The following is a 26,921-nucleotide window of genomic DNA, read 5'->3' on the forward strand; positions in this document are numbered from 1 at the left end:
CCAGAACCGGCTGTTCCCGGGACGGGATCGTCCCCCCTAACGTGCCAGGCGTCGCAGCCGTGCCAGCATGCGATTCCACAGCCGCGCCTCCTGATGCGGCACCCCGGACGCGTAGTGACCCGCCCGGTCGATGGAGCGCGTAACCAGCGTCATCGCGTGGATCGTCACGTGATCCGCAATGGAAAGATGCCCCAGGATCCCGGCGCCGCCCCCAATCGCGCAATGGGCCCCGATACGGGCACTCCCCGCAATGCCCACACAGCCGGCAATGGCAGTATGGTCGCCAATCTCGACGTTATGGGCAACATGAACGAGGTTGTCGATCTTCACACCGGTGCCGATGCGCGTCGCCTGCAGCGCCCCGCGATCAATGGTGGTATTACCCCCGATTTCCACATTCGAGCCGATCACGACGCGGCCCAGCTGCTCGATCTTCTCCCAGCCGTTGCCGCCGGCCGATGCGAAGCCGAAGCCGTCGGCGCCGATCACGCAGCCGCTGTGCAGGATGCACCGTTCCCCGACCTCCACCCCATCGAGCAGCGTCACGCGCGGGTGCAGGAAGGTGCCGGCCCCGATGGTGACGCCCTCACCGACCACACAATGCGCGGACACCACGGCCCCCGCGCCGATCACCGTCCCGGCACCAATCACGGCGCCAACCGCGACGCTTGCATCGGCCGCCACCGAAGCACCGGGATCGACAAACGCACCCGGATGTACGCCCGCGGGCCGCAAGCGGCGGCGAGCGCCGAGGCACTGACTCGCACGCGCATAGCCCAGGTAGACATCCTGCAGCACAATCAGGGACCGCCCGGGAAACACAGGCAGGTCCGCGGTTGCGGGCACCAGGATCACGCCCGCGGCACAGTTCTCGATTTCTTCGGCATGCCGGTCGGGGTCGGTGACGAAACTCAGATCCCCGGGTCCGGCTGCGGCCAACGGGGCCAGCCCCGCAACCCGCCGCTCACCCTCGCCGACAAGCCGCCCGCCCAGGGTTTCCGCCAGCTCCCGGGCGGTATACCCGCCGTCAGTCGCGCTGCATTGCGGCAAGGATGTCGTCCGTGATGTCGATGCGATCACTGGCGTAGAGCACGTTACGCTCGGTGAGGATCAGGTCGATGTCGCGTTCGCGGGCGAGGTCGACGATGGCATCGTTGATACGCCGCTGGAGCTTGGCCAGCTCCTCGTTGCGACGCACGTTCAGGTCCTCGCTGAAGCTTTCCTGGGCCCGCCGGAACTCGCGCGAGCGCTGCGAGAACTCGCGCTCCAGATCTGCCCGTTCCGACGGATTCATCAGGTCCCCGTCGCGCTCCAGCCGGTCCCGCAGGCGCTGCAGCTCCTCGCGCTCCGCCACCAGCTCGGAATCGCGCGGCGAGAATTCGCGCTCCAGTTCGCGCATCGCCTCCTCGGCCTGCGGCGAATCCTCGAGGATCCGGTTCATGGTGACGAAAGCCACGTTCTGCGCGCCCGCCGCCGCCGGCAGCACCAGCCACCCGCTGACGACCATCATCACGATCACCCACCAGGCGAGCCCGGATCTCATACCGCCTCCCGATGCCCTGGCATCGTTTGCATCGACCATCTTCAGAAACTGGCCCCCAGCAGGAACTGGAAGCGCTGCAGATCATCACCCGGCTGGTCGTTGAACGGCTCGGCCACACTGAAGCTCAACGGCCCCACCGGGGAGAACCAGGTGACCGCGACCCCGGCCGACGCGCGCAACTCGCTACTATCGAAATCCGACACCTGATCGAACACGTTCCCGGCATCCACGAAAGTACTCATGCGCACCGCGTCGTTGTCGGCGGCAAACGGCATCGGGAAGAACAGCTCCGCGGACAGCGTGGTCCGGAAGCGACCCCCGTAGGGGTCGTCGTTCGAATCACGCGTCGCGGGCTGGCCATCCCGCAGCGGGCGCAGGTCGCCCAGGCGGTTGTCCTCATACCCGCGCACGGAGCGAATGCCGCCGGCGAACAGCCGTTCGTAGAACGGCACCTCGTCGCCCCCGTAGCCATCCGCATAGGCCAGCCCGGCCGACAGACTGAAGGAATAGCGATCGGACAGCCGGAAGATCTCCTGGCCCGAGTACGTCAGCTTGTAGAACTCGCGGTCACTGCCCGGAATCGCCACTTCCAGTCCGACCCGGTGCCGCCGACCTTCCGAGGCGAAGGTCGTGCTGTCCCGCGTGTCATGGACGTAGCTGGTCTCCAGCTTGTAGAGATTCGCCGAGTCACCGAACTCGTCCAGCTCGTCAATGATCTCGTCCGGCGTCCCGATGCGCGTCTCCGACGCCTCGACCGTCTCGATTTCGATGTTCTCGAAACCGGGCCGGACCTGGATGCGGTCGAATTCCGACAGCGGGATGCCGTAGGTCACGTCGAAGCCAAAGCGATTCGACGAGTACCGCGAGATGTTCGCCTCCTCGGCATCGATCTTCCGGTAGAACACGGAGAATCCGCGGCTCGCGCCGGACGGCGTGAAGTGCGGATTGGTCACGCTCATCCGGAACAGCTGGTTGACCTTGCTGGTACTGACCTCGGTCGAGAAGCGGTTCCCGGTCCCGAGAAAGTTGTCCTGGGTCAGACTGGCGGTCAGCAACAGGCCCTGGTTCTGCGAGAACCCGGCCCCCAGGGACAGGGCCCCGGACTGCTGCTCGGTCACGGTGATGTTCAGGTCCACCTCGTCATCCGTACCGGCGACCCGCTCGGTCTCCACGTTCACGCTCTGCACGAACGGCAAGCGCTGGATGCGCACCCGCGAGCGCTCGATCAGCGCGCCGTTGTACCAGGCGCTCTCCATCTGGCGCAGCTCGCGGCGATAGACCCGCTCCTCGGTGTTCTGGTTGCCGGTAATGCGGATGTTACGCACATACACGCGCGGCCCCGGGTCAACGAAGAAGGTAATCGCGACCTCACGGTTGTCCTCGTCCACATCGGGGACCGGGTTCACGTTGGCGAAGGCATAGCCCTCGCGTGTCAGCCGCTCGCTGATGCGCTCCGCCGACTCGGTGATCTGGCTGCGCGAGAACGGCGCGTCGATATCCACCTCGATCAGGTCTTCCAGCTCCTCGCGCGGGATGACGAATTCGCCGGCCAGATCCACGCCAGTCACCGTGTAGCGCTCGCCCTCGTCCACGTTGATGGTGATGAACAGGTCCTTGCGATCGGGCGTCAGGGTGACCTGCGTGGAGTCGATGTCGAACTCCAGGAACCCCTGGTCGAGGTAATGCGAACGCAACTGCTCCAGGTCTCCGGAGAGCTTTTCGCGGGAGTAATTGTCGCGGCGACTGAAGAATGCCCACCAGCGGGGCACCCCGGATTCAAAACCGCGGGTCAGCTCGCGCGTGCTGTAGCTCTCGTTGCCGACCACGTTGACCTGGCGGATCTTCGCCACCGGCCCCTCCGCGATGTCGATCTCCACGTCCACGCGGTTGCGCGGCAGCTCGACGATCTCGACGTCGATCTGGACGTTGTAGCGGCCACGGGCGAAGTACTGCTGGCGCAGTTCGCTCTCGATACGGTCCAGCATGGTCCGGTTGAACACTCGCCCCGAGCGCAGGCCCGCGGAGTTCAGGGCCTCGCGCAGCCCGTCGTCCGGGATGTCGCGGTTGCCGGAGAAGTTGATCTCGTTGATGGCGGGGCGTTCCGAGACGATCACCACCAGCACGTCACCGCGTCGCGCGATCTCGACGTCGTCAAAGAAACCGGTCTGGAACAGCTCGCGGATCACCTCCGGACTGCGACTGTCGTCGAAGGTATCGCCCACCTGCACGGGCAGATAGCTGAGCGCGGTGCCGGCGGTGATCCGCTCGAGCCCCTCGATCTCGATGTCCTCGATCTCGTACGCCTGCCCCCAGGCCGTCCCCGCCAGGCCCAGCAAGCCGATCAGGGCCATTCCTCTCAAGCTGTTTCGCGCCATGCTCTCCGCCAGAAAAAGGCCGCTCGGCAGACCCGTCGAAGACCCCCGATCCGGAGGGGCCCGTCGCCACGCCTAGCCGAACAGTCGTGTCAAATCATTGTACAGGGCCAGTGTCATCAGGCCCGCGATCGCCAGGAGCCCCACCTGCTGTCCGATGATCTGGGTACGCTCCGACACCGGGCTGCCCTTGACCGCCTCGGCGGCGTAATACAGCAGATGTCCGCCATCCAGCATCGGGATCGGCAGCAGGTTGATGATCCCGAGGGACACACTGACCAGCCCCAGGAAACCCAGGAACGCCGAGACCCCGATCAGCGCCGAGACCCCCGCGAACTCGGCTATGGTAACCGGTCCGCTGATATTTTTAACCGACGCATCCCCGGTGATCATTCGCCACAGGATGCCGAGCGTCAGGACCGAGACATCCCACGTGCGCTGGACACCGGAAACAAAGGCCGACACCGGGCCCTGACGCACCAGGACCGCCATCTCCCGCGCCGCCGGCTGATCCGGGTCCACCCCGGCACCGATCCGGCCGATGCGCGTGCCCTCATGATCCACAGCCTCCGGCGTCATGCGCAGCTCCAGGGTTCGGCCATCCCGCTCGACCGTCACCTGCAAGTCCGTCTCCGGACGGGCACGCACGCGCTCGACCCAGTCGTTCCAGTCGGTCACCGCGTCGCCATCCACGGCCAGCACGCGATCACCCGGCTCCAGCCCCGCCGCCGCGGCGGGGCTCCCGGCCTCGACCGCGCCGATACGCGGTTCCAGCGCGGGGCGATACGGCCGCAAGCCCAGCTTGTCGAGGAACTGCCCCTCGCCCAGCAGCGCCTGGCGATCGCGCAGATCCACCTCGCGCTCGAACTCGCGACCCTCCACATCCCGCACCAGCAGGGTCACGGCCTCGCCGCGCACGGCATGATCCAGCAGCCGCAGGTTGGCCTGCTCCCAGTCCACGACCGCGCGATCCCCCACCCGCAGGATCTCCTGCCCGCGCTCGAGCCCGGCCTCGGCGGCCGGCGTCTCCGGCGCCACCTCGCCCAGAATCGGCTTGACCCCTCCCACGCCCACCATGAACATCACGGCGTACACCACGATGGCCAGGAGGAAATTCGCCGCGGGTCCCGCCGACACCACAAAGGTACGGGCCCCGAGACCCTTCTGGTTGAAGGCGCGCGGGACCTCCTCCGGCGCGACGGCCCCCTCGCGCTCATCCAGCATCTTCACGTAGCCGCCCAGGGGCAGCGCGGCGATCACGAACTCCGTCCGATCCCGTCCGAAGTAGCGCTTGTACAACGGGCGCCCGAAACCGACCGAAAACCGCAGCACCTTGACACCCATCAGGCGCGCGGCCAGGTAATGTCCATACTCGTGCACGGTCACGAGCACGCCGATCGCCACCGCAAATGCCAGCAGGCTCGTCAGAAAGGTCATGACACCACTTGCCGTGCGTTCGCCACCTGCTCCCCGGCGATCGCGCGTGCCTTCCGGTCAGCGCTCAACACCCGCTCCAGCGAGTCCACCGGCTCGGCCTCGATGGCATCGAGAGTGGCGGCGATCACCACTGGGATCTCGCTGAACGCCAGGCGTTCGGCGAGAAACGCCTCCACCGCCACCTCATTCGCCGCGTTCAGCACCGCCGTCGCCGTCCCCCCGCGCTCCAGGGCCTGATAGGCCAGCCCCAGCGCAGGGAAGCGCGCCGCTTCCGGTTCGGAGAACTCCAGCCGGCCCATGGTCAGAAGGTCCAGGGGCTCGACCCCGGATTCCATGCGCTCGGGCCAGGCCAGGGCATGGGCAATCGGTGTTCGCATATCGGGATTCCCGAGTTGCGCGAGCACAGAGCCGTCGTCATAGGCCACCATCGAGTGCACGATACTCTGCGGATGCAGCACCACCTGGATCGTCGCCGGCGGTACTGCGAACAGCCAGCAGGCCTCGATCACCTCCAGGCCCTTGTTCATCATCGTTGCGGAGTCCACCGAGATCTTGCGCCCCATCTCCCAGTTGGGATGAGCGCAGGCCTCGTCCGGGGTGATGCCGGCAAAGCTATCCAGCGGACGATCGCGAAACGGCCCGCCCGACGCGGTCAGCCAGATCCGGCGGGCGCCGTGCGGTGTCACCGGCTCCGCACAGACGTACCCGTTCGGCAGGCACTGGAAGATCGCGTTGTGCTCGGAATCGATGGGCAGCAGGCACGCCCCGGAGCGCCGCACGGCATCCATCAGCAAGGCGCCGGACATCACCAGCGCCTCCTTGTTCGCCAGCAACACCCGCTTGCCCGCCTCCGCCGCGGCCAGCGTGGGCAACAGCCCGGCGCCCCCCACGATCGCGGCCATTACCGCGTCCACCTGCGGCGCGCGAGCCACCTCGGCCAGGGCCTCCGAGCCCGCGCGCACCTGCGTGCGCGAACCGGACGCCGCCAGGGCCGTGCGCAGGGCATCCGCGGCATCCGCATCGACCATCACCGCGACGTCCGGCGCGTGCCGGAGGCACTGCTCGCGCATACGTTCCACATTGCGATGAGCCGTCAGGGCATGGACGCGGAACCGTTCCGGCTGACGCGCCACCACGTCCAGCGTGCTCAGCCCGATACTGCCGGTCGATCCGAGAATGGTGAGCTGCGTCGTCTTCATGAGTACCTGCGCCTGCGCGCGCTATCCCGTCACCGGCGAGGCCGGTATCAGCGCCAGCCACAACAGCCCGGCCAGGAACACCGGGGCGGCTGCAACCATACTGTCGAACCGGTCCAGAATACCCCCGTGACCCGGCAGCAAGGAACCACTGTCCTTGGCCCCGGCCTCGCGCTTCAGGATGCTCTCGAACAGGTCCCCGACCACCGACACCAGACCGATCAGTACCGACAGCAGAAGGAAGACCAGCGCGTCCATCGGGGCAAGCCCCCACCCGATCGCCACCACGGTCGCGAAGGCCAGTACCGTGAGCAGGCCGCCGAACAACCCCTCGCGGGTCTTTCCCGGGCTGATATGGGGCGCCAGCGGGTTGCGGCCGAAGGCCTTGCCGGCGAAGTAGGCGCCCGTATCCGCGAGCCCCACCAGCACCACCAGATACACCACCAGCAACGGGGCCAGTGCGTGCAACCAGACGAGGCCCATTCCGGCCGGCACCAGCGTGAGGATCGCCGCAACCGCAAACAGCGGTCCATGTCGGCCGCGCGCGCCCTCCTCGTGTTCCCGGTAGAACGGCAGCACCAGCAGGATCACCAGCCACCACAGCAGGGCCAGGCCCAGAATCAGGTAGTGCAGCGCCCCTGCGGGGGCAGTTCCAAGCGCCAGCACGGGGGCGCCCACGGCCGCGACCAGCGCGGCGCGGGCACCGTGGCCCACCAGTCCCGCCAGGCCGCCCCATTCCCAGGTGGCCAGCCCGAGCACCAGCACCACCAGGAGCAGCACGGCCCAGTTGGGGCCCCAGGCCACCAGGGCCAGGGCCGGCAGGCCCAGGGCCGACGCCGTCAGGATCCGTTGCCTAAGCACCCGTCGCCTCCCCCGGCGCGGCCGCGTCGCCCGCGGCCGGCACGCGCCCGAAGCGGCGCTGGCGGCTTGCGTACCAGGTCAGCCCTTCCTCCAGCTCCGTATTCGTCACATCCGGCCAGAAGGTCTCGATGAACAGCAGTTCGGCGTAGGCCGCCTGCCACAAGAGGAAATTGCTGACCCGGTGTTCACCCCCGGTGCGGATCAGCAGATCCACGTCCGGCAGGCCGGCCGTACTCAGATATCCGGAGAAGGCGGCCTCGGGGTCCGCTCCGCGATCGCTGTCGGCCACCCAGCGGCGGGCCGCCTGCAGGATGTCCCAGCGCCCGCCATAGCCCAGTGCGACCACCAGGCACATCCGATCATTGCCGGCGGTGGCGTGCTCGGCCTCGGTCATGCGTGCCTGAAGATCGGACGGGAACGTCGCGCGATCCCCGATAAAGCGCAGCGCGATACCCCGCTCGACGAGCTCCGGAAGCTCCGCCTCGATGGCGGAAACAAACAGGTCGAACAGGGCCTCGACCTCTTCCCGGGGGCGGGCCCAGTTCTCGCTGCTAAAGGCAAACAGGGTGAGGGTGCCAACGCCCTGTTCGGCAAAGAAGCGCACGGCGTTGCGCGTCGCCTCCAGCCCGGCGCGGTGGCCTTCGGATCGGCTCAGACCGCGCGCCTCGGCCCAACGGCCGTTGCCATCCATGATGATGGCGACATGCGCGGGAAGCCCATCGCGGGGTTTGGCGATAACCGGCATCGTGCGCGCCGGTCAGACTTCCATCAACTCGGCTTCCTTGTCCGCCAGCATCGCGTCGATCTTCGCGATGTGGTCGTCGGTCAGCTTCTGGACCTGCTCCTGGGCCTTGTGCTCGTCGTCCTCGGACATCTCCTTGTCCTTGACCAGCTGCTTGAAGGCATTGTTGGCGTCACGCCGGATATTGCGCACGGCCACCCGTGCGTGCTCGGCCTCCGCCTTCACCACCTTCACCAACTCGCGGCGGCGCTCTTCCGTCAGCGCCGGCAGCGGCACCCGGATCACGGTCCCCATGCTCGCCGGGTTCAGGCCCAGGTCGGAGGTCATGATGGCCTTCTCGACCTTCCCGACCATGTCCTTCTCGTACGGCACCACGGCCAGCGTGCGCGCATCCTCGGCCGTTATGTTCGCGACCTGGTTGATCGGCACTTCCATGCCGTAGTACTCCACGTGCACGTGCTCGAGCAGCGTGGGGTGCGCCCGCCCCGTGCGGATCTTCGACAGTTCGTTGCGCAGCGCTTCCAGGCTCTTGTCCATGCGCTCGCGCGCGTCCTTGATGGTGGCGTCACTCATTGCGGGATCCCTCGACCAGGGTACCCACCGCCTCGCCCATCACGAGCCGCTGCAGGTCGCCCCTGGCAAACATGTTCATTACACGAATCGGCAGGCCGTTGTCGCGGCACATCACCAGGGCCGTGGTATCCATCACGCCCAGGCGCCTTTCCAGCGCATCATCGAACGTCAGGCGTTCAAAGCGTCGGGCATCCTTGCTCTTGACCGGGTCGGCATCGTAGACACCGTCGACCTTGGTCGCCTTGATCATGATATCGGCGTTGATCTCGATCGCCCGCAGACTGGCCGCAGAGTCCGTCGTAAAGAACGGATTACCGGTCCCGGCCGCGAACACCACGATCCGCCCCTTCTCGAGATGGCGCACCGCACGGCGCCGGATGTAGTCCTCGCAGACCTGGTTGATCCGGATCGCCGACATCACGCGGGAGAAACGCCCGGCCCGCTCGATCGCATCCTGCAGCGCCAGCGCGTTGATCACCGTCGCCAGCATGCCCATGTGATCACCGGTCACCCGGTCCATGCCGCCCTGCGCCAAACCCGCACCGCGGAAGATATTACCGCCACCGATCACGATGCCGACCTCTACCCCCATGCGGGAGAGCTCCGAGACCTCTTCGGCCACCTGCGCCAGGACATCCGGGTCCACCCCGTAGGATTGCTGGCCCATCAGGGCCTCCCCGCTCAACTTCAGAAGGATGCGCCGGTACGCGGGCTGGCTGTCCTGACTCATGGAGTTCCTTATCTCGGGCTCGTTATTCTCGCTTGCCAGTTTTTTCTGGCCCTCTTATCCGGAAACGGCCGCTTCAAGCGGCCGCCCCGGGATCCTGCTGGATCAGGCGCCGCGCGCCTGAGCCATGACCTCTTCGGCGAAGTTCTCGGTCTTCTTCTCGATGCCCTCGCCCACCTCATAGCGGATGAATCCGGACACCGACGCACCCTTGCTCTCCAGCAACTGGCCGACGGTCTGATCGGGGTCCTTCACGAACGGCTGGCCGACCAGGGTAATCTCGCCCAGGTACTTGCGGATCCGGCCCTCGATCATCTTCTCGATGATGTTCTCGGGCTTGCCGGACTCCTCGGCCTGCGCCTTGAAGATCGCGCGCTCCTTGTCGAGCATTTCGGTCGGCACCTGGCTTTCGTCCACGCACACCGGGTGGCTGGCTGCGATATGCATGGCAATGTCCTTAGCCAGCGCCTCGTCTCCGCCGTTCAGGCCGACCAGCACACCGATGCGGGCACCATGCTGGTAGAAGCCCAGGGCCCCTTCCGCGCTCATCCGCTCGAAGCGACGCACCTGGACGTTCTCGCCCACCTTGGCGATCAGCTGGGTGCGCTGCTCTTCCAGGGTCTGGCCATCCACGGTCTCGGCCATCAGACCCTCGACGGAATCGGCTGCGGTGTTCAGCGCTACCTTGGCGCAGGTGCCGGTGAAGGCGCGGAAATTGTCGTCATTGCCAACAAAGTCGGTTTCGCAGTTGATCTCGACGATCACGGCCTGCGAACCCTCGCAGGCGATCTCGACCCGGCCCTCGGCCGCAACCCGATCCGCCTTCTTGTCGGCCTTGGCCATGCCGGACTTGCGCATGGCTTCCACGGCCGCTTCCAGGTCTCCCCCGGTCTCGGTCAGGGCCTTCTTGCATTCCATCATGCCGGCGCCAGTGCGCTCGCGCAGTTCTTTCACTTGTGCAGCAGTAATCTGCATCGTTGGTGCTCCTGAATCATGCTCGGACCGGCCGCCTCGGGCGGCCGGTCCCGGTTATCAAGCGGGGTTGGCAGGCGACGCGGTATCGTCGGAACCTTCGGCCGCGGCCGGCTCGGCGAACTCTTCTTCGCTCACGCCACCGGTGCTCACGGCGCCCTTGGCCTCGATGATCGTGTCGGCGATCGCGGCCACGTAGAGCTGGATGGCACGCATCGCGTCATCATTGCCCGGGATCACGTAGTCCACGCCTTCCGGGGAATGGTTGGAATCGACCACGGCCACCACCGGGATGCCGCGCTTCTTCGCCTCGGCCACGGCAATCTTTTCGTAGCCCACGTCGATCACGAACATGGCGTCGGGCATGCGGTTCATGTCCTTGATACCGCCCAGGCTGCGATCCAGCTTTTCCTTCTCGCGGCGACGGCTCAGGGCCTCGCGCTTGTTCAGGACCTGGAAGCTGCCGTCGGCGTCCATCGTCTCGAGATCCTTCAGGCGCTTGATCGACTGCTTGACCGTGTTGAAGTTGGTCAGCATCCCGCCCAGCCAGCGGTGGCTCACGTGCGGCATGCCGCAGCGACGTGCCTCTTCCGCGACCACGTCGCGCGCCGAGCGCTTGGTGCCGACAAACAGGATCTGGCCGCCGTCGGCGGCGAGCTTGCCGAGGAAGTTCAACGCGTCGTTGAACATCGGCAGGGACTTCTCGAGGTTGATGATATGAATCTTGTTGCGTTCCCCGAAGATGTACGGGGCCATCTTGGGATGCCAGTAACGCGTCTGGTGGCCGAAGTGCACGCCGGCCTCCAGCATCTGTCGCATAGTCACGAGGGACATGAGGTTTCTCCTGTAACGGGTTGAGCCTCCACGTATCCCGATCTGAAACCCGAACCGAATCTTCTTCGCGAGCGGGCACCCGACAGACCGTGCCGATACGTGTGTGGATTAAGGTTTCGAACACCGGCCCCGCAAAGGGCGGCATCCGGCCCCGCCGAATTGCCAGCGAGGCGCGCGCTTTATAGCATAGGACACTTACCCGAACCAAACGCCGAGCCCCTGCGGGCGCCGCGGCGGGAGCCCCCATGTCCGTTTCCATCAAGACCCCCGAAGAGATCGAACACATGCGCGTCGCCGGCCGCCTGGCGGCCGAAGTCCTCGAGATGATCGAGCCCCATGTGCAGTCCAGCGTAACCACCGGGGAGCTGGACCGGATCTGCCACGACTACATCGTGAACACCCAGGACGCGATCCCGGCCCCGCTCAACTACCGGGGCTTTCCCAAGTCGATCTGCACCTCGGTGAACCACCAGGTCTGCCACGGCATCCCGGGCGACCGGAAGCTGAAGAACGGCGACATCCTCAACATTGACATCACCGTCATCAAGAACGGCTTTCACGGCGATACCAGCCGCATGTTCGTGATCGGCAAGGCCGGCATCCAGGCCCAGCGGGTGATCGACGTGGCGCGCACCAGCATGTACCTCGGCATCCAGCAGGTCCGCCCCGGGGCCACGCTGGGCGACATCGGACACGCCATCCAGGAGTACGCCGAGGCCCGGCGCTGCTCCGTGGTGCGCGAATTCTGCGGTCACGGGATCGGGCGCGGCTTTCACGAGGACCCACAGGTCCTGCACTACGGCAAGCCCGGCACCGGCATGACGCTGGAGGAAGGCATGTGCTTCACCATCGAACCCATGATCAATGCCGGACGCCGGCATACGCGCATCCTCGCGGACGGCTGGACCGCCGTGACCAAGGATCACAGCCCCTCGGCCCAGTGGGAGCACACCATCCTGGTGACCGCGGATGGCTACGAGATCCTGACCCTGCGCAAGGACGAAACCCCGCCCCAGGAGATCGCGGCCTGATCCGGGCTTTTCGCCTCCCTTACCCGCCGATTCGCACCAACAACGCCACGGAGTTGCAATGAATCCTGCGGGCAGCACCCCCGGCGAACTCGATACCCCGGCCTTCACCGCCGACTGGGGCGAGGACTACCAGCGCCTGAGCCGCAACCCGGGGAACATCGCCCTGTTCCGGGACCGCCGCCGCGCCATCCTGGAGCAGCAGTACCAGGGCTTTCGCGACGGCATGCCCATCGCCGAACTGATCCATGGCCATGCCCGGCGCATCGACGAGCTGCTCAAGCTGATCTGGGCGCAGAAGGGTCTGGCCGATGACGACCGGCTGTGCCTGATTGCGGTCGGGGGCTACGGGCGCGGCGAACTGCATCCCGCCTCCGACATCGATATCCAGATCATCCTCGAGGGCGAGCACGACCGTGCCCGCTTCGACCGCATCAGCGATTTCGTCACCTTCCTCTGGGATATCGGCATCGAAGTCGGACACAGCGTGCGCAGCATCGAAGACTGCACCCGCGAGGCGCGCGACGACATCACCGTTGCGACCAACCTGATCGAGGCCCGCTACCTGGCCGGTCATCTGGGTCTGTTCAACGACTTCCGCCAGGCCATCGAACCCGATCGCATCTGGGACTCGCGCAGTTTCTACGCCGCCAAGCTAGCGGAACAGCAGGCCCGGCATCGCCGCTTCGGCGAGACCGCCTACCGCCTGGAGCCAAACGTCAAGGAAGGCCCTGGCGGGCTGCGCGACATCCAGATGATCGGATGGGTCACCAAGCGCCACTACGGCGCCGAGCGCATCGAGGAACTGGTCTCGCTGGGCTTCCTGCGCGAGGGCGAATTCCGCGAGATGATGGAGGGCCAGAACTTCCTCTGGCGCGTGCGCTTCGCCCTGCACATGCTGGCCGGCCGCCGCGAGGACCGCCTGCTGTTCGACCTGCAGCGCCAGCTGGCCAACACCTTCGGCTTCGTCGACCAGAACCACAACCGGGCGGTCGAGCAGTTCATGCAGCGCTACTTCCGCACCATCAACGACCTCGAGCGCCTGAACGAGCTGCTGCTGCAGCACTTCAACGAGGCCATCCTGGACGACCCCGAAAACCTGCAGGAACCGGTGCGCATCCATCAGCGCTTCCAGCTCCGGGGTGGCTATCTCGAGGCCGCGCACGACCAGGTCTTCATGATCTACCCGCCGGCCCTGCTGGAGGTCTTCCGCCTGTTGCAGGAACACCCCGAGATCCAGGGCATACGGGCCTCCACCATCCGCCTGATCCGGGCCCACCGCCACCTGATCGACGGTCACTTCCGGCGCAACCCGGTCTGCCGCGAGCTGTTCATGGACATCCTGCGCGCGCCGCGCGGCATCACCAGCCAGCTCCGCCGGATGAACCGCTATGGCGTGCTGGGCAACTATCTGCCGGCCTTCGGCCGCATCATCGGGCGCATGCAGTATGACCTCTTCCACGCCTACACCGTGGACGAACACACCCTGAACGTGGTGCGCAACGCGCGCCGGCTCGCGCTGCCCGAGTTCGCCCACGAACAACCCCTGGCGCACCGCATCCACGCGAGCCTGGAACGGCCGGAACGCCTGGTCCTGGCCGCGCTGTTTCACGACATCGCCAAGGGTCGCGGCGGCGACCACTCCGAGCTGGGCGCCCACGACGCCCTGCACTTCTGCCAGCAACACGGGCTCTCGGACGCCGATGCCGGGCTGGTCGCCTGGCTGGTGCGCTCGCACCTGCTGATGTCCCTCACGGCCCAGCGCAAGGACATCTCGGACCCCGAGGTGGTCCTCGGCTTCGCACGGGAGGTCGCCACCGGCGAACGCCTGGACTTTCTCTATCTGCTCACGATTGCCGATATCCGCGGCACCAACCCGGAGCTATGGAACAGCTGGAAGGATGCCCTGCTCCAGACCCTCTACCACGCCACGCGCAACGTCCTCGATCGTGGCCTGGACACCCCGCCGGACATGGACGAGCAGATCCGGCAGACGCGCGTCGAGGCGCTCGAGCGGCTACAGCAACAGGGCTTCGATCCGGAACAGGCGCGTCGGCTGTGGGATGAACTCGACGACGAGTATTTCCTCCGCCATTCCGCCGACGAGATCGCCTGGCATGCCCAGGCCCTGCTCCCGCTGGAACCGGACGCGCTCCCGCTGATCCTGGTACGCCCCAAGACCTCGCGCGGCAGCACCGAGATCTTCGTCTATGCCGAGGATCACCCGCAGATCTTCGCCCGCATCACCAGCGCATTGACCCAGCTCGGGCTCGACATCGTGGACGCCCGCATCATCACCACGGCGGGTGGCCGCACCCTGGATACCTTCCTGGTCCTGGAGAGCGGCGGCGGCCAGACCGTCGATGCCGGCTATCGCGCCGACGAGATCCGCCACGCTCTGGAGCACGAACTCGCCCGCCAGGGCCGCACCCCCAACCCCGCCACGCGTCAGCTACCGCGACGCCTCAAGCACTTCGACGTGGACACCCGCATCGAATTCGAGCCGGCGCCCGGGGGCCACGCCACGCGCATGCGCCTGCGGGCCCTGGATCGACCGGGCCTGCTGTCCACCATCGGGCATATCCTTGGCGAGCAGGGTATCGACGTCCGCACCGCCCGCATCGCCACGGCCGGCGAACAGGTCGAAGACAGCTTCCTGCTGAGCCGACCCGGGCGCACCCCGCTGGACGCCGAGGCACAGACCCGACTGCGCGAGGCCCTGCTTCAGGCCCTCTGACGCCGAGGGCAACACTGATTACGTGTTCCCCTTACGATCAGCGCCCGCGCGCCTCCAGCGGCAAGGGGTCCGGCGCCGCCGGCGAGGCCTCGCCCAGCAGGCGCGTTTCAAAGTCCGTCAGCACGCTGAATTCGACCCGTCGGGAGGCGCGGCGGTCCTCCTCGCCCTGTGCATCCAGCACCCGCCGCGAAGATGACAGGCCCACGGCGGCGACCCGCGAGCGAAACCAGTCCGCCTCCTGCAGGGGTTCCAGCTGGTAGGCATATTCCAGCACCGCCCGCGTGCGCCGCTGGCTAAGATCCATGTTGCCGAAATAAGCCCCCAGGGGATCGTCGCTCCCGGCCCACTCACTCGAGGTGTGGCCTTCGATTCGCACCTCCCGGATCACGTCGGCGAACGGGCGCAGCTGTTCGGCATAGCGCGGCATGAAATCCGCCAGAATCGCTTCGAATCGCGGCCGGATGGAGGCCGAACTGCGCTCGAACAGGACCTCCGGCTCACGGAAACGCAGCGTCAGGCTGTCGCGATCCAGCTCCGCGTTCCAGCGCGGCAGATCCTCCCGGAACTCCTCCTCGAGCACCGAATAGATCGCCGCGCGCAGCGCGGCCGCCTCGTTGCGCACCTCCGTGTGCGCGGCACTCTCGCGCTCCACCTGCACCATATGCAGCAGGGCGAGGAACAGAAAGATCATCATCAACGCCGCCATCAGATCCGCCACGGCGAGCCAGTGCGAGCCCTGGTCCGCCTCGCTGCCGGGGCCCTCGGCCCGGCGTCCGCGCCGCGCCATCCACGCAAACATCAGTTACGCCCGCCCGCTGATGCCACCGGCCGGCTCCAGCGCTGCTCGGCCGCGTGTCCGGCCTGAACGGCGTTCTCGATGCTCTCGAGCATCGCCTCCAGGCGGGCATCCATGGCGGGGAAAGCCTCGGTTGCGCGATCGCGCAGGGCGGCGATGCTGCCCAGCAGCGCCTCCAGTTCGACCGTCTCGCGGCGCAGGCTGGAGAGCGTCGACTCCTGATCCTCCACGTGACGCGTGATCTGCAGGGCCTGGCCCGTCATGCGCTCCAGCGTCTGCTCGGTCTGCTCGACCCCGCTGCGCGCCTGATCAAAGGCACGCTGCAGGGTTTCCATCTGCTGACGGTACTGATCCTGCCACTCCAGCAGTCTCGCGACCGAGTCATCCAGGCGGCGGAAGTTCTCCCCGAACTGCTCGCCAAGACGATGGTTGAAATCGTGGATCACCCGCTCCAGCGCCTCGACGAGATGCGTGCTGCTCATTTCGGTGATGCGCTCGGCCATGCCGTCCAGCGCCCCGGTCAATTCCCGGTGCTGCCGCTCCAGCCGGGCATCGAGGCGCTGGTCCAGAGTCCGCACGGCCTCGACCATCGCCAGCGCGGCATCGCGTTGCTGTTCGGCCAGTTGCGCCGGATCTTTGGTGCCGTTTGTCGCCTCGGCGGGAACCTCGCGCTCCGCTAGAGCCGCGGTGGGCGTCAACACCTGCACCATGCGCAGCACCGCCGAGAGGAGGATGCCCACGATACTGGTCACAAAGGCCAGCTTGAGCCCCTCCAGCAACGCGGGGATGCTCGCCTCCACACGTCCCGCATCGAAGTCCAGCAGGCCAATCGCCACCCCCAGGAACGTCCCGAGGATCCCGAGCGTGGTCAGCAACGCGGGCGCGGCCCCCTGCAGGGCCTTCGCGCGCCGCAGCGCCGTCGCGCCCAGGGCCACCAGGAACAACGCGAACAACACCAGCGCGAACAGGCCAATCACCGTCAGCGGGCTGAGCCCCTGTAGTGTCGCCAGCAAGGCCTCTGCGATCCTGTCCAATACTCCCATCCTGAATTCTCCTGCCGCACCCCGGGCACGCTTGTGTACTGCCGGTTCAAACAAGCAAGAAAAGCGCCAGTTTCGCCGAAGGCGCGGCAAGGCCGCTTGGACACCCACCAGAACCGACGAGTTATTGACGATTTCCAGGCGGGTCACACAACTCTGCGCTCAAATCGTCAGCTTGCCGGCACCGCCATCCCCAACCGTTTCACGACGGGTCGTTCCGGTCGCTTTGGGCTTTACTCGATATTCGGAATGCCGTATGAACGAGAGAGGGGCGCAATGACATGACCAGAACACGCACAAACCCCGCACGTGTTCCTGCCGCGCACTGGATCACGCGGCCGGCCAGTGCGGTGCTCATCCCGGTTCTGCTGATGCTCGGCGGTTTGCCAGCACTGGCAAACGATGCCCAGACCCGGTCCCTTGGCATCCAGCCCTTTCTCAGCCCCCCAGCCCTCTTCGAGCGATACGCACCGCTGCGCGACTGGCTGAGCGAGCAGCTCGAGGTTCCGGTTCGAATCGAATCTGCGCGAACCCGTGACGTCTTCCACCAAAGACTCGCTGCCGAACGCTACGACCTGGTGTTCACCTCGCCGCATGTGGTGCCATTCCTTGAAACGGAGACGCGCTACCAGGCGATAGCGGCCACCCGGGACCGGCTGGCGATTCTGATTGCGGTGCTCCCCGAAACGCCATTCGACAGTGTCGCGGACCTGGCGAATGCACGCATTGCCGCACCCTTCGAGGAAAGCCTGGCATCGGCCTACCTGGATCACGCCCTCTCCAGGCAACTATGGACAGACGGAGCATCCCGGCCGATCATCCAGCACCACCACCATCACAGCGCCGCCGTGACCACCTTCGTGCGCGGCGAAACAGAGGCCCTGGTTCTGGTCACGGATGGTGACCTGGTGGAATCTCTCACCCGTCTGGGTGCTACGACCATGCTGATGTCACTCGGGGATGGGACTCTCGTGCGTGTCATCGAGGCATCACCCACTTTCCCCGGCATGACGCTTTTGGCACGCAACGCCGTCGTCGCGGAAGCCGGTGATTTGACCCGCTCGCTCATCAGCCTTGAGGACACCGCCCAGGGGCAGCACCTCCTGCGCGCGATACGCCACCGAGGTTTCGTTGCCGTTCAGGACACCGACTTCCTGCCTTTTCGCCAGGAGGCGTTCGAAAATGCATTCGATTCGTTCGAACCCAAGGAGGAATGAGGTGGGCTCCAGGAGCCTGTGTGGCGACGTTGCCACGATGGGCATCTACGGAACAGTCCCGTAGAATATGCGCGACAATTTCGGCTTTTGACCAATCATCCCTACTGGCAAGCCCCCGACTCGGAACCCTTCCATGAACCGCTCCGGCCTGGCTCCAACCAGCTTCGGCCCCAGCCTTCTGGTGGCGCCGCGAACACGCGAGCCAAGCCCCGCATGCGCCTGAATTTCGCCTGGCAGATCATCATTGGCACCGTCGCGATCCAGGTCGCGATGGTCGCAGTACTGATGTTCAGTGGCATCTCCCAGGTGCAGCAGAACCAGTCGCAGATGCTGGAGCGCTTTGCCGAGCAGCAGGGGCGCCTCCTGTCCAGCGCGCTGACTCCGGGGCTGGCCTACGCCGATCCGGCGATGCTGCAGGACCTGCTGGACCTGGTCGCGGACGACTCCCACGTGCTCTACGCGGTAGTGCTCGATGCCCAGGACCAGCCCATGGCCTCCGTGGGCATCTCGCCGGAGGCAATCCCCGAATCCGGCGACCGCATTCGCACTGCCCCCGGACAGATCGAGATCCTCCGGGACATCGAACTGGCCGGACAACCCCTGGGCACCCTCGCGGTCGGGTACTCGACGGACGCCATCGATGCCCTGTCCGCCGACCTCCTGCAGCGCAACGTCCTGCTGGCCATGGGGGTTCTGGTACTGTCGATGGTCGCCGCGATTGTGTTCAGTCTGGTGATCACCCGCCGGCTGCGCCTTTTGAATCAGGGCGCGAAGGCCCTGCAGGTCGGCCGCCTGGACCATCGCATCCCGATGCGCTCGAACGACGAATTCGGCGACCTCGCGCGCACCTTCAACGACGTCGCCGCCCATCTCGGCACAACCCAGACCACGCTGGAACAGCAAAACCAGCAACTCAACCGCTCGGTCGCGCGCCTGGAATCCATGCTGGGCGGGGCCAATGCCATCCTGTGGGAGGCCAACCCCGCCACTCACGAATGGGAGTTCGTCGCCGGCGACACCCGCCACCTGCTCGGCTTTCCCGCGCGCAATCTGGGCCGTGGCGAACTGCGGGCCCGCCACATCCATCCAAGCGACCTGCCACGGGTCCAGAACGCCGCCCGCGAGAGCCGCAAGCAGTCGCGCACCGTGGACTACCGCTTTGCCCACCGCGACGGCCAGTGGATCTGGCTGCGCGATATCCTGTCCTGGGCCACGGACGGTGACGGCCGCGAGAGCCTGCGCGGACTGACCCTGGATATCACCGCCCATCGCCGCACCACCGATGCCCTGGCCGAAAGCGAGAATCGCTACCGCGATGTCGTGGACCACATCTCCGAGGTCATCTTCCGGACCGATGCGGACGGTCGCTGGACCCTCCTGAACCCGGCCTGGGAACACCTCACCGGCTTCAGCGTGGAGGAGACCCTGGGCCGCCCGATGTGCGACTTCGTGGCCCCGGAGGACACCGAGGACGCCCGCAGCTTCTGCGCCACCCTGCTGGAGGGCGGGTCCCATGCCCACTCCGAGGAGATCCGCCTGCGCACCCGCGAAGGCGACATCCGCTGGGTCAGCGTCTATGCCAGTGCCCGGTTCAATGAGCGCGGCGAGGTCACGGCGACCTTCGGCACGATGACCGACATCTCCGACCGCAAGCAGGCCGAGGACGAGATCCGCCGTCTCGCCTTCTTCGACGGCCTGACCCATCTGCCCAACCGTACCCTGCTGCACGATCGACTGAGCCAGACGCTCGGGAACACCGAGCGCAGCCATTTGCACGGCGCGCTCCTGTTCATCGACCTCGACAACTTCAAGGACATCAACGACACCCTGGGGCATGCCGTGGGCGACGACCTGCTGCGGCAGGTCGCCGAGCGCATGCAGGACTCGGTCCGCGAGGCCGATACCCTGGCGCGCCTTGGGGGCGACGAGTTCGTGGTCATCCTCAACGACCTCCACCCCGACCCGGCGCGGGCCGCGACCCAGGCGGAAGCGGTGGGACGCAAACTGATCGACCTCCTGCGCGACCCCTTCGAGCTCGCCGGACAGAAACGCCATGTCACCCCGAGCATCGGCGCCACGCTGTTCAGCGGCCGCAGTCTGGGCGTGGAAGAGATCCTGAAACAGGCGGACCTGGCGATGTATCGGGCGAAGAACGCCGGGCGCAACACCGTCCGCTTCTATGACCCCGACCTGCACCGCGCGGTCGAGGCCCGCTTCGAACTCGAGAGCGAGCTGCGCCATGCGCTCGATCAGGACCACTTCAGCGTGCACTACCAGCCGCAGGTGGATGCCTCCGGCGCGGTCATGGGCGCCGAGATCCTGCTGCGCTGGATGCACGAAACCCGTGGCGCGATCTCCCCCGCCGAGTTCATTCCGGTCGCCGAACAGACCGGCCTGATCGTCCCGATCGGACGCAAGGTCATGCGCGCGGCCTGCGAGCAACTGGCCGCCTGGCAGCACCAGCCGGCCTTCCGTGACCTGACGCTGTCGGTCAACGTCAGCGCCCGCCAGTTCCGCCACCGCCACTTCGTCCGCGACCTGGCGGCGATCCTGGACGAAACCGGCGCCCCCGGGGAACGCCTGAAACTGGAACTGACCGAGAGCATGTTGCTGGAGAACGTGGAAACGGTCATTGCCCACATCGAGGAACTGCGCACGCTCGGGATCGAATTCTCCCTGGACGACTTCGGCACCGGTTACTCGTCGCTGGCCTACCTCAAGCGCCTGCCGCTGGCCCAACTAAAGATCGATCAATCCTTCGTGCGCGATGTGCTGGATGACCCGAACGATGCCGCGATTGCCCAGATGGTGGTCAATCTGGCCCACACCCTGGACCTCGACGTGATCGCCGAAGGGGTGGAGAACGACGATCAGCGCGCCTTCCTGTTCGGCCTGGGCTGCCGTCATTTCCAGGGCTACCTGTACGGTCACCCCGACACCCTGGCCGTCCTGGAGGCACAGGTCCTCCGCCAGGCGGGAAACCGCCACCCGGCCGCCCACCGATAACCGTTCAATTTAAACGAACGTTAAGGGGCTTTTTTCGGCATTTTCTTTCGTATAAATCGGATCTAGGCTGACGGATATTCGATTCCCGACAAACGGAGGCCCGTCGACCATGAGCACCAAGATCCTGATCCTGTACTACTCCACCTGGGGCCACATCGAGCAGATGGCCGAGGCCGTGGCCCGGGGGGCCCGCGAAGTCCCGGATACCGAGGTTACGATCAAGCGTGTCCCGGAACTGATGCCGGACGAGGTGGCCCGCAACGCCGGCGCCAAGCTTGACCAGGCCGCACCCATCGCGAAGCCGGAGGAACTGGCGGACTACGACGCCATCATCATCGGCACCCCGACCCGCTTCGGCCGCATGGCCGCCCAGATGGCCAACTTCCTCGACCAGACCGGCGCCCTGTGGTTCGGCGACAAGCTGGTCGGCAAGGTCGGCAGCGTGTTCGGCTCCACGGCATCGCAGCATGGCGGCCAGGAGACGACCCTGGTCTCCACCATCGTCAATCTGCTTCACTACGGCATGACCGTGGTTGGTCTACCCTACACCGAGAAGCGCATGCTCGACGTCAGCGAGGTCTGCGGCGGCACGCCCTACGGTGCCACCACGCTGGCCGCCGGCGACGGCTCGCGCCAGCCGAGCGAGAGCGAACTGGGCATGGCCGCCTCCCAGGGCCGGCACGTTGCGGAGGTCGCCCGCGCCCAGCGCCTTGGGCGCGAGGCCGGCTGACCGAACCGGTCCATTTTCCAGGGCCCCCTCGTTCTGGCGGGGGCCCAGCCGAATCGGGCCCGGCGGCATCGCCCCGGGCCCCAACGCGGGCCACTGCCCGCCCTGCTACAAGGAGAGTATCGACATGGACCACACCCTCGACGACAGCGGCAAGCTGATCCTGCGACTGGCCCTCGGCATCATGATCCTGCTGCACGGCATCGCGAAGATCACAGGTGGCATCAGTGGCATCGAAGGCATGCTGGCCGACGCCGGACTCCCGACCATCCTGGCCTACGGGGTGTATATCGGCGAGATCCTGGCGCCGATCCTGGTCATCCTCGGACTCTATGCACGCATCGGCGCCGTACTCATCGCGATCAACATGGTCTTTGCCATCGCTCTGGCGCATGCCCACGAGGTCTTCCAGCTCACCGGCCACGGCGGCTGGGCCCTGGAACTGCAGGGGATGTTCCTGTTCGCGGCCATCGCGCTGGCCCTGACCGGCCCCGGCCGTTTCGCGATCAACCGCCAATAACCTGTGCCGTCCCCGGGGCGGCGCAACGCCGCCCCTTTCGGGTACCATGCGCGACCCTGTATCCCGCGCAGACCGTGTCCCATGAACCAGAGCCACACGCTGATCCTCGGCGCCCCCCAGATTCTCCCGGTCATCCCCCGCGACACCATCTTGCGGGATCACGCCCTGATCATCCGCGACGGCGTCATCCAGGCGATCGAGCCCACGGAGACCGCCCGCGCCCGATACCCCGATGCGGAGTACCGCGACCATCCCGGGCACGCCCTGATTCCCGGCCTGGTCAATGCCCATACCCACTCGGGCATGAGCCTGCTGCGAGGCATCGGCAGCGACCACACCTTGATGGACTGGCTCAAGCGCTACATCTGGCCGGCCGAAGGCAAGCTCCTCTCGCCCGAGTTCGTGCGGGCCGGCACCCGGCTCTCGGTCGCGGAGATGCTGCGTGGCGGCACCACCTGTTTCAGCGACATGTACCTGTTCGTGGAGGACGCGGCACGAGTGGTCGACGAGACCGGTATCCGCGCCTCCCTGGGCCTGACCGTGTTCGATTTCCCCACCCCCTGGGCGAGCACGGCCGACGAGTACTTCCAGCGCGGCGCCGACGTGGTGACCGCCTGGGGCCGACACGAACGGATCGCCTTCAATGTGGCCCCGCACGCGCCCTATACCGTTGGCGATGCGAGCCTGGAGCGCGTGGCCGATCGCGCGCGCGAACTCGACGCGCCGATTCACATGCATGTCCACGAGACGGCCAGCGAGGTCGCCGACGCCGTCCGTGACCACGGCGAACGGCCCCTGGCGCGCCTCGCCCGACTCGGCATGCTGGACCAGCCCTTCATCGCTGTGCACATGACCCAGGTGGACGAATCCGACCTGGACCAGCTGCGCGACCGGCCGGTGTCCGTCGCCCACTGCCCGGAATCCAACCTGAAGCTGGCGTCCGGGTTCTGCCCCGTCGCGCGTCTGCAGGAAGCCGGGATCACCGTCGGCCTGGGCACCGATGGCACCGCCTCCAACAACGATCTGGACATGATCGGCGAGATGCGCACCGCCGCCCTGCTGGCCAAGGCCGTCAGCGGCGACGCGGCGGCGCTGCCCGCCGCCTCGGCCCTGGAGATGGCGACCCTCGGCAGCGCCCGCGCCCTGGGGCTGGCCGACCGCATCGGCTCGCTGGAGCCCGGCAAGCAGGCCGACGTGGTCGCGGTGGACCTGCAGGCCCTGGAGCTGCAGCCGGCGCACGACCCCAACGCACAAATCGTGTATGCCGCCACGCGGGATGCCGTACGCGACGTCTACGTGGCCGGACGCCCGTTGCTGCGCGACCGGGAACTGCTTACGCTGAACGTGCAGGACCTCCGCGCCGAAGCCGATGACTGGCGCATCCGGGTGCTGGAAACCCAGTAGCCCATTGCCTGAGGGAAACACTGATTAATGTACACGCTCGCGTTGGTACCCCAGGTTTTCCGAGACAAGGCGCGGTGCGCAGCCGGTAGTGGTTCTACCGGCAAGGGCCGCAACGCAGGATCGGGAGACCTGGGGTACCAACCCCACAAACGATTGAAAGCGGGGGCTCGGCCGCCCGTTGTTATCGAAAACGGGCGCGGGAACGGCGTTGCGGCTCCCTTGTGCAGAATGACTGCACGGCGGTCACCGCGCCTTGTTCGCACGCAAAAGCGACTCGAGCGCGAACGTGTACATTAACCAGTGTTTCCCTGAGCGAGACCGATCCCATGAGCCCGCAGACTCAATCCCGTTCGCAGACGCACGCCAACGTCGATAGCGCCGAGATCCACAAGTTCACGCACCGCGCCCGCGAGTGGTGGGACCCCAGCGGCCCCTTCGCCACCCTGCATGCGATCAACCCGCTGCGTCTGGAGTGGATCGACGCCCAGGCCGACCTGACCGGCAAGAAGGTGCTGGACGTCGGCTGCGGTGCCGGCATCCTGTCCGAGGCGATGGCGGTGCGCGGCGCGCACGTCACCGCGCTGGACGCCGGTGCCGAACACCTGGAAGTCGCCCGCGAGCACGCCCACGAGGCCGGGCTGGAGATCCACTATCTGCATACCACCGCCGAGGCCCATGCCGAACACCACGCCGGCGACTACGACGTGGTCACCTGCCTGGAGATGCTGGAACACGTGCCCGACCCCGAAGCGGTCATCGATGCGCTCGTGAAGCTTGTGCGTCCCGGCGGCTGGCTGTTTCTGTCCACGATCAACCGCACGCCGCGGGCCTTCGCCGAGGCGATCGTCGGGGCCGAATACCTGCTGAACATGCTGCCCGCCGGCACCCATGAGTACGGCCGCTTCATCCGGCCCTCGGAACTGGGCGCCGCGCTGCGCCGCCATGGGTTCGAGGTCACCGCAATGACCGGGCTGACCTATTCGCCGCTCAGCGGTCGCTACCGCCTGGTGGGGCGCACCGACGTGAACTACCTCATGGCCGCCCGCCGGGGCGACGACACCACCGCATGACGCGCGATCTGGGTTCGCTCCTGTTCGACCTCGACGGGACGCTGCTGGATACCGCGCCGGACATGCATGCAGCGCTGGTCACCCTGATGGCCGAATACGACCGCGCGCCGCTCCCTTTCCAGGCGGTGCGCAACCATGTCTCCCACGGCTCGCAGGCCCTCGTCGCGCTCGCCTTCCCCGACGCTGATGTCGACTTCACGGAACATCTGAAGAAGCGCTACCTGGAGATCTACGCCCGCGACCTGTGCCAGGCCACCGCCCTGTTCCCCGGGTTCGCCGAGCTCCTGGACCGCTGCGAGGCCCGGGGCTGGTCCGTCGGCGTGGTCACCAACAAGCCGGGCTGGCTCACCGATCCACTGCTGGAGGCCCTCGGCCTGCGCTCCCGCATGGCGGCCGTTGTCAGCGGCGATACCCTGCCCCAGCGCAAGCCTGACCCCGAACCCATGTGGCTGGCGGCGCGGCAAACCGGCCTGCCCCCGGAGCGCCACTGCTACTGGGGCGATGCCGAGCGCGACATCGCGGCCGGACGCGCCGCCGGCATGCCCACCCTGATCGCCAACTGGGGCTACATCGACGCGGACCAGCAGCCGGATCAATGGGGCGCCGACGGCGCCCTGGAGCAACCCGACGATTTCTGGGCCTGGTACAACGGCGCCCCCGCCCCGGAGCGCAGCCTTGCCGGCTGATCACGCCCGCCACCCCGCGGGGGCTGATGATTGATGGAACCCCGGATCCGCCAGGCCTATCGCCACTGCCGTCAGCGTGCCACGGCGCACTACGAGAACTTCCCTGTGGCCTCCTGGTTGCTGCCCGGCCGCCTGCGCGACCCGGTGGCGGCGATCTACTGCTTTGCCCGCGACGCCGACGACCTGGCCGACGAGGACCCGCGCCCGGTGGAAGAACGCCGCCAGGCACTGCTGGCCATGCAGGAACGCGTGCAGGTCCTGGAGGACCCGGCCGCGGAACACGATCCCGAATGGATCGCCCTGGCGGATGCCCGCGCCCGTTTCCACCTGCCGGCGGCACCGTTCTCCGACCTGATCGATGCCTTCCTGCAGGACCTCGACCAGACGCGCTACGCGACCTTTGGCGAGGTGATGGACTACTGCCGGCGTTCGGCCAACCCGGTCGGGCGGCTGCTGCTGCATCTTGACGGGAACCCGACCGAGGAAATGCTGGGCCATTCCGACGCCATCTGCTCGGCCCTGCAACTGATCAACTTCTACCAGGACCTGCAACAGGACCTGGAGGAGAACAACCGCATCTACCTCCCGCAGGAAGAGATGGATCAGTACGGCGTCACCGAGGCCATGCTCGCGGCCGGAAAGACCACCTTCCAGCTACGCAATCTGATGCAGTTCCAGTACGCCCGCGCCGATCGCCTGCTGCGGGCCGGCGCGCCCCTGGGCGGGATGCTGCGCGGGCGCATGGGGCTGGAAATCCGCGCCATCATCAATGGCGGCGCCCGCATCCTCTGGCGCCTGCGCCAGCAGGACGACGTCTTCGCCCGCCCGCGCCTGCGCACCCGCGATGCCTGGATCATCCTGAGCCACAGCCTGCGCCCGCGTCGGCGGAGCCGGTGACGAGCGGTCTTCTAACCCCCCATACGCCTCCGTGTAGTGTCCTTCGCGTCAGGCAGCGATACCCTCGACCGTGAGATGCTGCAGGTCCGTCCGTTCGCTCGCGTGTTCAAAGGTGATGGCGCACACCTCTCCTTCCGCGTCGACATCCAGGGTCGTGTTTTCATCGAGGGAACGCGTTTCCGCCACGCGATCGCCTCGAAACTCGATGTAAAGCGTGTCGGTATCCCCGAAATACTGCAGCTTCATCGTCTGACCTGATTAGCAACGAGAGTCAGCTAGTCGCAGGAGCCGCTCGGGCACGGGCCGGCAGTGCGCGGCGGCGACCAGCAGTCGCGCCGGCAACGTCGCCAGATCAAAGCGTCGGTTGAAGCGGTAGGCGAATGCCGCGAGGTAACGGGCCGCGTACTTGGCGAACGCAAATGCATGGTAGCTCCCGCTCAGGCTGGTCTTGAGGTTGCCGAGCACGGTGTTGATCCATTGGAATTCGGGAAGATCCTGGGGTTTGCGCCCGGCCACGACCGTCGGCTGGTGCCGGC

25 protein-coding genes are annotated in these 26,921 nt (G+C 66.7%); 10 read left to right on the top strand and 15 right to left on the bottom strand.

Annotated elements, in window-relative coordinates; translation table 11 throughout:
• Positions 1-36 precede the first annotated feature (36 nt).
• The 11 genes from lpxD to rpsB form a co-directional block, all read right to left on the bottom strand.
• Positions 37-1,050, bottom strand: a complete 1,014-nt coding sequence (lpxD, locus tag D106_RS0112360; protein ID WP_018866986.1) for a UDP-3-O-(3-hydroxymyristoyl)glucosamine N-acyltransferase — start codon at positions 1,048-1,050, stop codon at positions 37-39.
• Entirely contained in the window at positions 1,028-1,543 is a 516-nt protein-coding gene (locus D106_RS0112365) for an OmpH family outer membrane protein (protein ID WP_018866987.1), read from the bottom strand. The genes lpxD and D106_RS0112365 overlap by 23 nt, the downstream gene beginning before the upstream one ends.
• 41 nt (positions 1,544-1,584) lie before the next feature.
• Complete coding sequence (gene bamA / locus D106_RS0112370; protein WP_369772453.1) at positions 1,585-3,918, bottom strand: outer membrane protein assembly factor BamA; 2,334 nt, start codon at positions 3,916-3,918, stop codon at positions 1,585-1,587.
• A gap of 72 nt (positions 3,919-3,990) precedes the next feature.
• Positions 3,991-5,352 carry an RIP metalloprotease RseP gene (gene rseP, locus D106_RS0112375; protein ID WP_018880220.1) on the bottom strand — a complete coding sequence of 454 codons (1,362 nt, stop codon included), beginning with the start codon at positions 5,350-5,352 and terminating at the stop codon, positions 3,991-3,993.
• Positions 5,349-6,551: a 1-deoxy-D-xylulose-5-phosphate reductoisomerase gene (gene ispC / locus D106_RS0112380; protein ID WP_018880221.1), complete on the bottom strand. Its 1,203-nt coding sequence runs from the start codon at positions 6,549-6,551 to the stop codon at positions 5,349-5,351. The genes rseP and ispC overlap by 4 nt, the downstream gene beginning before the upstream one ends.
• Positions 6,552-6,572: 21 nt before the next feature.
• Complete coding sequence (locus D106_RS0112385; RefSeq protein ID WP_018875562.1) at positions 6,573-7,409, bottom strand: phosphatidate cytidylyltransferase; 837 nt, start codon at positions 7,407-7,409, stop codon at positions 6,573-6,575.
• The gene (gene uppS, locus D106_RS0112390) at positions 7,402-8,154 is read right to left on the bottom strand and encodes a polyprenyl diphosphate synthase (RefSeq protein ID WP_018880222.1); all 753 of its coding nucleotides are present in this window, start codon (positions 8,152-8,154) and stop codon (positions 7,402-7,404) included. The genes D106_RS0112385 and uppS overlap by 8 nt, the downstream gene beginning before the upstream one ends.
• A gap of 12 nt (positions 8,155-8,166) precedes the next feature.
• Positions 8,167-8,724: a ribosome recycling factor gene (gene frr / locus D106_RS0112395; RefSeq protein WP_018866993.1), complete on the bottom strand. Its 558-nt coding sequence runs from the start codon at positions 8,722-8,724 to the stop codon at positions 8,167-8,169.
• Positions 8,717-9,454: a UMP kinase gene (gene pyrH / locus D106_RS0112400; protein ID WP_018866994.1), complete on the bottom strand. Its 738-nt coding sequence runs from the start codon at positions 9,452-9,454 to the stop codon at positions 8,717-8,719. The genes frr and pyrH overlap by 8 nt, the downstream gene beginning before the upstream one ends.
• Before the next feature lie 102 nt (positions 9,455-9,556).
• Positions 9,557-10,426, bottom strand: coding sequence for a translation elongation factor Ts (gene tsf, locus D106_RS0112410; protein WP_018880223.1), 870 nt, complete (start codon positions 10,424-10,426; stop codon positions 9,557-9,559).
• Positions 10,427-10,483: 57 nt separating this feature from the next.
• A complete protein-coding gene (gene rpsB / locus D106_RS0112415) occupies positions 10,484-11,257 on the bottom strand; it encodes a 30S ribosomal protein S2 (RefSeq protein ID WP_018866996.1) in 774 nt (257 codons plus the stop codon).
• 245 nt (positions 11,258-11,502) lie between these two features.
• Here rpsB and map point away from each other — a divergent pair, with 245 nt between their 5' ends.
• Complete coding sequence (map, locus tag D106_RS0112420; protein ID WP_018880224.1) at positions 11,503-12,288, top strand: type I methionyl aminopeptidase; 786 nt, start codon at positions 11,503-11,505, stop codon at positions 12,286-12,288.
• 58 nt (positions 12,289-12,346) lie between these two features.
• Positions 12,347-15,022 carry a [protein-PII] uridylyltransferase gene (gene glnD / locus D106_RS0112425; protein WP_018877466.1) on the top strand — a complete coding sequence of 892 codons (2,676 nt, stop codon included), beginning with the start codon at positions 12,347-12,349 and terminating at the stop codon, positions 15,020-15,022.
• A 37-nt stretch (positions 15,023-15,059) separates the two neighbouring features.
• On the opposite strand, the gene D106_RS0112430 is transcribed toward glnD, so the two are convergent.
• Positions 15,060-15,821, bottom strand: a complete 762-nt coding sequence (locus tag D106_RS0112430) for an OmpA family protein (RefSeq protein WP_018880225.1) — start codon at positions 15,819-15,821, stop codon at positions 15,060-15,062.
• Positions 15,821-16,861: a hypothetical protein gene (locus tag D106_RS0112435; protein WP_038032684.1), complete on the bottom strand. Its 1,041-nt coding sequence runs from the start codon at positions 16,859-16,861 to the stop codon at positions 15,821-15,823. Before D106_RS0112435 ends, D106_RS0112430 begins: the two co-directional genes overlap by 1 nt.
• A 347-nt stretch (positions 16,862-17,208) precedes the next feature.
• Here D106_RS0112435 and D106_RS0112440 point away from each other — a divergent pair, with 347 nt between their 5' ends.
• From D106_RS0112440 to hpnC, 8 genes are all read left to right on the top strand, one after another.
• On the top strand, positions 17,209-18,075 hold the full coding sequence (locus D106_RS0112440) for a PhnD/SsuA/transferrin family substrate-binding protein (protein ID WP_018880226.1): 867 nt from the start codon (positions 17,209-17,211) through the stop codon (positions 18,073-18,075).
• Between the two features lie 213 nt (positions 18,076-18,288).
• Entirely contained in the window at positions 18,289-21,081 is a 2,793-nt protein-coding gene (locus D106_RS0112445) for an EAL domain-containing protein (protein WP_018880227.1), read from the top strand.
• Between the two features lie 109 nt (positions 21,082-21,190).
• Positions 21,191-21,811 carry an NAD(P)H:quinone oxidoreductase gene (wrbA, locus tag D106_RS0112450; protein WP_018867003.1) on the top strand — a complete coding sequence of 207 codons (621 nt, stop codon included), beginning with the start codon at positions 21,191-21,193 and terminating at the stop codon, positions 21,809-21,811.
• Between the two features lie 124 nt (positions 21,812-21,935).
• Positions 21,936-22,328 carry a DoxX family protein gene (locus D106_RS0112455; protein WP_018877471.1) on the top strand — a complete coding sequence of 131 codons (393 nt, stop codon included), beginning with the start codon at positions 21,936-21,938 and terminating at the stop codon, positions 22,326-22,328.
• Between the two features lie 81 nt (positions 22,329-22,409).
• Positions 22,410-23,732 (top strand): TRZ/ATZ family hydrolase, encoded by a 1,323-nt coding sequence (locus D106_RS0112460; protein WP_018880228.1) that lies wholly within the window; start codon positions 22,410-22,412, stop codon positions 23,730-23,732.
• 326 nt (positions 23,733-24,058) lie between these two features.
• Complete coding sequence (gene ubiG / locus D106_RS0112465) at positions 24,059-24,802, top strand: bifunctional 2-polyprenyl-6-hydroxyphenol methylase/3-demethylubiquinol 3-O-methyltransferase UbiG (protein ID WP_018880229.1); 744 nt, start codon at positions 24,059-24,061, stop codon at positions 24,800-24,802.
• A complete protein-coding gene (locus D106_RS0112470) occupies positions 24,799-25,488 on the top strand; it encodes an HAD family hydrolase (RefSeq protein WP_018880230.1) in 690 nt (229 codons plus the stop codon). The genes ubiG and D106_RS0112470 overlap by 4 nt, the downstream gene beginning before the upstream one ends.
• A 33-nt stretch (positions 25,489-25,521) precedes the next feature.
• Complete coding sequence (gene hpnC / locus D106_RS0112475; RefSeq protein WP_018880231.1) at positions 25,522-26,385, top strand: squalene synthase HpnC; 864 nt, start codon at positions 25,522-25,524, stop codon at positions 26,383-26,385.
• Positions 26,386-26,433: 48 nt separating this feature from the next.
• Here the strand turns inward: hpnC and D106_RS0112480 are convergent, their stop codons facing one another.
• Together D106_RS0112480 and D106_RS14345 are read right to left on the bottom strand one after the other, a co-directional pair.
• Positions 26,434-26,631, bottom strand: coding sequence for a DUF2283 domain-containing protein (locus D106_RS0112480; protein ID WP_018880232.1), 198 nt, complete (start codon positions 26,629-26,631; stop codon positions 26,434-26,436).
• Between the two features lie 12 nt (positions 26,632-26,643).
• Positions 26,644-26,921 (bottom strand): transposase (locus tag D106_RS14345; RefSeq protein ID WP_196994416.1); only part of this gene is annotated, 278 nt, incomplete at its 5' end.

The sequence above is a fragment of the Thioalkalivibrio sp. ALE9 genome, from assembly GCF_000377445.1.
In the GTDB taxonomy this organism is placed as follows: Bacteria; Pseudomonadota; Gammaproteobacteria; order Ectothiorhodospirales; family Ectothiorhodospiraceae; genus Thioalkalivibrio.

Coding starts and splice junctions, on each gene's coding strand:
- D106_RS0112365 (WP_018866987.1), bottom strand. CDS start 1,543: ATGAGATCCGGGCTCGCCTGGTGGGTGATCGTGATGATGGTCGTCAGC.
- bamA (WP_369772453.1), bottom strand. CDS start 3,918: ATGGCGCGAAACAGCTTGAGAGGAATGGCCCTGATCGGCTTGCTGGGC.
- rseP (WP_018880220.1), bottom strand. CDS start 5,352: ATGACCTTTCTGACGAGCCTGCTGGCATTTGCGGTGGCGATCGGCGTG.
- ispC (WP_018880221.1), bottom strand. CDS start 6,551: ATGAAGACGACGCAGCTCACCATTCTCGGATCGACCGGCAGTATCGGG.
- uppS (WP_018880222.1), bottom strand. CDS start 8,154: ATGCCGGTTATCGCCAAACCCCGCGATGGGCTTCCCGCGCATGTCGCC.
- frr (WP_018866993.1), bottom strand. CDS start 8,724: ATGAGTGACGCCACCATCAAGGACGCGCGCGAGCGCATGGACAAGAGC.
- pyrH (WP_018866994.1), bottom strand. CDS start 9,454: ATGAGTCAGGACAGCCAGCCCGCGTACCGGCGCATCCTTCTGAAGTTG.
- tsf (WP_018880223.1), bottom strand. CDS start 10,426: ATGCAGATTACTGCTGCACAAGTGAAAGAACTGCGCGAGCGCACTGGC.
- rpsB (WP_018866996.1), bottom strand. CDS start 11,257: ATGTCCCTCGTGACTATGCGACAGATGCTGGAGGCCGGCGTGCACTTC.
- map (WP_018880224.1), top strand. CDS start 11,503: ATGTCCGTTTCCATCAAGACCCCCGAAGAGATCGAACACATGCGCGTC.
- glnD (WP_018877466.1), top strand. CDS start 12,347: ATGAATCCTGCGGGCAGCACCCCCGGCGAACTCGATACCCCGGCCTTC.
- D106_RS0112430 (WP_018880225.1), bottom strand. CDS start 15,821: ATGTTTGCGTGGATGGCGCGGCGCGGACGCCGGGCCGAGGGCCCCGGC.
- D106_RS0112435 (WP_038032684.1), bottom strand. CDS start 16,861: ATGGGAGTATTGGACAGGATCGCAGAGGCCTTGCTGGCGACACTACAG.
- D106_RS0112445 (WP_018880227.1), top strand. CDS start 18,289: ATGCGCCTGAATTTCGCCTGGCAGATCATCATTGGCACCGTCGCGATC.
- wrbA (WP_018867003.1), top strand. CDS start 21,191: ATGAGCACCAAGATCCTGATCCTGTACTACTCCACCTGGGGCCACATC.
- D106_RS0112455 (WP_018877471.1), top strand. CDS start 21,936: ATGGACCACACCCTCGACGACAGCGGCAAGCTGATCCTGCGACTGGCC.
- D106_RS0112460 (WP_018880228.1), top strand. CDS start 22,410: ATGAACCAGAGCCACACGCTGATCCTCGGCGCCCCCCAGATTCTCCCG.
- ubiG (WP_018880229.1), top strand. CDS start 24,059: ATGAGCCCGCAGACTCAATCCCGTTCGCAGACGCACGCCAACGTCGAT.
- D106_RS0112470 (WP_018880230.1), top strand. CDS start 24,799: ATGACGCGCGATCTGGGTTCGCTCCTGTTCGACCTCGACGGGACGCTG.
- hpnC (WP_018880231.1), top strand. CDS start 25,522: ATGGAACCCCGGATCCGCCAGGCCTATCGCCACTGCCGTCAGCGTGCC.
- D106_RS0112480 (WP_018880232.1), bottom strand. CDS start 26,631: ATGAAGCTGCAGTATTTCGGGGATACCGACACGCTTTACATCGAGTTT.